Source organism: Binatus sp. (SeqCode) (assembly GCF_050013435.1).
Classification (GTDB): Bacteria; Desulfobacterota; Binatia; order Binatales; family Binataceae; genus Binatus.
The window spans coordinates 1-4,090 of sequence record NZ_JBEKFG010000134.1 but is presented as its reverse complement, the minus strand read 5'-3'; the positions used below and the strand labels follow the sequence as shown (position 1 = coordinate 4,090).

At 62.3% G+C, this 4,090-nt stretch carries 5 protein-coding genes; 3 read left to right on the top strand and 2 right to left on the bottom strand.

The features are described 5' to 3' along the window. Positions 1-989: LLM class flavin-dependent oxidoreductase (locus ABSB13_RS16780; protein WP_428110483.1), on the bottom strand; the 989-nt coding region annotated here is incomplete at its 3' end. Positions 990-1,125: 136 nt separating this feature from the next. Beyond that, on the bottom strand, positions 1,126-2,355 hold the full coding sequence (locus tag ABSB13_RS16775) for an MFS transporter (RefSeq protein WP_428110481.1): 1,230 nt from the start codon (positions 2,353-2,355) through the stop codon (positions 1,126-1,128). Positions 2,356-2,543: 188 nt separating this feature from the next. Here ABSB13_RS16775 and ABSB13_RS16770 point away from each other — a divergent pair, with 188 nt between their 5' ends. From ABSB13_RS16770 to ABSB13_RS16760, 3 genes are all read left to right on the top strand, one after another. After that, positions 2,544-3,233 (top strand): NuoI/complex I 23 kDa subunit family protein, encoded by a 690-nt coding sequence (locus ABSB13_RS16770; protein WP_428110480.1) that lies wholly within the window; start codon positions 2,544-2,546, stop codon positions 3,231-3,233. A 4-nt stretch (positions 3,234-3,237) separates the two neighbouring features. Then, positions 3,238-3,483, top strand: coding sequence for a hypothetical protein (locus ABSB13_RS16765; protein ID WP_428110478.1), 246 nt, complete (start codon positions 3,238-3,240; stop codon positions 3,481-3,483). A 54-nt stretch (positions 3,484-3,537) separates the two neighbouring features. Continuing rightward, a partial coding sequence (locus tag ABSB13_RS16760; RefSeq protein WP_428110477.1) for a phosphomethylpyrimidine synthase ThiC occupies positions 3,538-4,090 on the top strand: 553 nt, incomplete at its 3' end.

Sequence of the window (4,090 nt, the reverse complement as noted above, 5' to 3'; positions counted from 1 at the left end):
AGCAGGAAGTTGACGCGATCGCAGCCGACCGATTCCCACTTCTTCAGCTCGCGCAAAATGCGCGCGGGATTTCCAATCGCGATACCCTCCGGCGCGCCGGACGCATCGCCCGGCCCCGCCGCCTCCTGACGAAGCGAAGGCAGCAAACCCAGCGACGGGTAGGATTTGCTTGGATACGCCTCGCGCACCGAAAGTAACTGAGCAGCGAGATAATTGAAGGTGCCGGTAAGGCGCCGGCCTATCTTGACGCCCTCGGCTTCGTCTTCATGGCAGTAGAGGAAGTTCACCGTCGAGACGGCCTCGTTGACAAACTCGCCGACCGGAGTGCAGTTGCGGATTATCTTGCGATAGCGTTTGACCTTCTCCTCTTGCTCGGCGAATCCGCCGAAGGTCAGCCCGAGGCTGCCCATCCCGCGCTCGGCCGCGTCGATCTCGGTGCCGGGACTGGTGACTGCGACCCACAGCGGAGGATGCGGCTTCTGGTAGGGCTTGGGAACGATGGTCCGCTGGGGCATCGACCACGATCGTCCCTGGTACGAGAAGCGATCCTGGGTCCACATCCTGGGCAGACAATGGACGAACTCGTCCCAGGTTTTCTTGGTCTCGTCGGGGTTGGCGCGAAAGCCGGCCAGTTCCGTCCAGGTTGCGGAGCGGCCGGTGCCGACGTCGAGACGGCCGCCGGAAAGAATATCGAGGACGGCGGTGCGCTCGGCGATTTTGATCGGATGATTGAACTCGGGCACGCAGACGATGATGCCGTGACCGACGCGCATTTTTTTGGTTTTCATCGCGCACGCGGTCAGGAACAGCTCGGGGGCCGGGCAATGCGAATATTCTTCGAGGAAGTGATGCTCGACGGCCCACACGGAATCGAAGCCGAGTTGATCGGCCAGAGCGACTTGCTCGAGGCAGTTGTCGTAGACGGTTTTTTCGGTCTCGCGCCCCCATGGCCGCGGTACGGAGATTTCAAAGAAGAGGCCAAATTTCATCGCATCACCTCCGGCACAATGTTCGTTTATCGCAAAGCCGCGGATACCGGAAGTCTCGCGGCAGGGGTGACCCCTGCACCCAGTATTAAGGCCGCGCTCCGCTGTCGCGCGCGGGCAGTGCCGCGGGCAAGCGGCTTCATGCGGCCGTGCTATGGAGGTCGCGGCCCATGCGCTCGCGGCCGAGCAGGATGACAACGGCTGCGAAGAGCATCACGATTGCGGCGACGCCCGCCAGCGTCGCGCCGTAGCCGAAGCGCTCGGCGAGCAAGGCCTCGCTGACGGCGACGCCCGAGGCGACCAACACTCCGGTTTGATAGGCGAGGCCCGAGAACAGACCGCGAACTTCCGGCGGCGAGAGCTCGGTCAAATGCGCCGGGATGACGCCCCATGCGCCCTGCACCATGAACTGCATCAGAAACGCGCCAAGCGTCAGGACCGCGAGCGTGCCCGGATAGATCCACAGCGGAATGACCAGGCCGGCGCATATCACCGCGGCCGCCATCGTGCGCCGCCGCCCCAGGTGGTCGGACAAGTAGCCGAAGGTCAGGCCGCCGAGCAGCGCGCCCACATTATAGATGAGCGCGATCGTCGCCACCGTGCGGGTGTCGAAGCCGCGAGTCTTTTCGAGGAAGGTCGGATACATGTCCTGGGTGCCGTGCGACGCGAGATTCATCATCGTCATCAGCACGCATAGGTAGAGGAACAGCTTCCAGTTGTCGCGAATTGCACGGCGAATCTGCGACATGTCGGGGCGCGTGCGTTGCCATGCCTGCGACTCGGGCACGTGGGAGCGGATGTAGATCGTCAGCAGGGCGGGCGCGCCGCCAAGGAAGAACATCGCGCGCCATCCATAGTGCGGGAAGACGAAGAAGAACGCGGCCGCCGCGAGCAGATAACCGACCGCGTAACCCTCCTGCAGCAGGCCGGAAAAGAGTCCGCGCAACCGGGGCGACACCGCCTCCATCGCGAGCGACGCGCCCACGCCCCACTCGCCGCCCATCCCGATTCCATACAGCGCGCGCATCGCCAGGAACCATCCGTAGCTCGGGGCAAGGCCGCTTAACACTTCGACGACGGAATAGAAGACGACATCGACCATCAACGGGATGCGACGGCCGTAGCGGTCGGCGATCCAGCCGAACATGAGCGCGCCGAGCGGACGCAGCGCGAGTGTCGCGGTGATCGTAAACGCGATATGCGAGATGGGGCGATGGAACTCCCTGGCGACGGCGGGCATCACGAAAATCAGGATGAAGAAATCAAAGGCGTCGAGCGCCCAGCCAAGAAAGCTCGCGAGCACGGTGTGCGCGGCCTCGGACGCGGTGATCGAGCGCACGGGCTCGGCGGAGGTGCCGGGAGAAGGCATGGCGTGCAATGATTAATCGAAGTGGCGCGGTTGCGAAAGGAGAGCCCTCCGGATTCACCTAACTTGACTGTAATTCCGGCGACTCCCTATAGTTTATATTCGGAGTCCGGCGAAGCATCCGGCAAACGCAGGAACCCCGTTCAGACAGTGGATTTGGCGCTGGTTTAGAGATGCAGAGAAGCGAACAAATGACCTTTTGGGAGCGGATTTATATCCCCGAAATCCTGCGAGGCCTGGCGGTCACCAACTACCACCTGCTTCGCAACCTCGGGCTGCATACCGCGCATCTGTTCGGCATGAAGCGCGGCGTCAACGCGACCTCGACGACTCAGTATCCGGAAGAGCGCAAGCGTTATTCCGACAATTTTCGCGGCAGCCATCGGCTCACGCTGCGCGAAGATTCCTCGGTGCGATGCACCGCGTGTTTTTTGTGCGCGACCGCGTGTCCGGCGCAATGCATCTACATAGAAGCGGGCGAGTCGCCCGATCCGCATGTTGAAAAATTCCCGGTGCGCTACGAGATCGACACGCTCCGATGCATCTACTGCGGTCTGTGCGTCGAGGCATGCCCGTGCGACGCGATTCGGATGGACACCTACGTTCATCCGCGCATCTGGGGTTTCGACCGCAAGGATTTCGTCGAGGCCAAGGAAATGCTGATGCATCGGTCGCGGGTGCTGGCCGAAAAAGGCCGCGACGGCAACATGGACGAGATGCTGGCGTGGTACCGCGAACAGGACGCCGCGGTTTACGATCCGCAGCGGCCGGAGATGAAGACCTACACCGATCGCACAGCGCCCAAGCATTACGCGGAAGCGCCGGACCATATCGACGATCTGACGGTGATCGACCGGAATCCGGAGCGCGCCGGCAAGTAGCCCGATGACCCGAGTGACCATCGGCCTGACGCTGGCGGGTCTGATTGTTTTGTTCATCGCCTACGCCAACGGCGTGGGCGTAATTCACGGCGGCGACGTGGTCAGCCACATGTACTGGGCAACGGGAGGGTTGACGCTGGTGGCGCTGGCCAACTTTATCGCGGTGGCGCATTTGTGGCGCTCGGAGCGAATGATCCGGGAACTGCGCGAGCTGTGCGAGAAGAACGGAATCGAGTACGGCAGCGATTGAGCTATATTTAAAGGTCCAAGGCCGGAGCATCGTGCCGGCCGCGGAGGTGACGCGATGACCCAGATTGAAGCGGCCCGCAAAAACATAATCACCCGGCAGATGACCGAAGTCGCCGAGGACGAAGGTTTCGCCGCCGAAGAAATTCGCGTGCTGGTCGCGACCGGCGAGGTCGTGATCCCGCACAATATCCATCACGATTTCAGAGCGATCGGCATCGGCAAGGGGCTGCGCACCAAGGTCAACGCCAACATCGGCGCGTCGAACTTCCATCAGCTAATCGAAGAGGAAGTCGAGAAGCTTTACACCGCGATCCGCTACGGCGCCGACTCGGTGATGGATCTTTCGACGGGCACCGACCTGGACAAAATACGCGCGGAGATCCTGTCGCGATGCACCGTGATCCTGGGCACCGTGCCCATCTATCAGCTCGGCTCCGAGCGCACGATCATGGAGATGGAGGCCGAGTACTTTATCGACGTTATCGAGCGGCAGGCGCGCCAGGGCGTCGATTACATGACGCTGCATTGCGGGGTCACGCGCGAGAGCGTGAAGCGGCTGCGCGGGCATCGGCGAATCGAAGGCATCGTGTCGCGCGGCGGAGCGATGC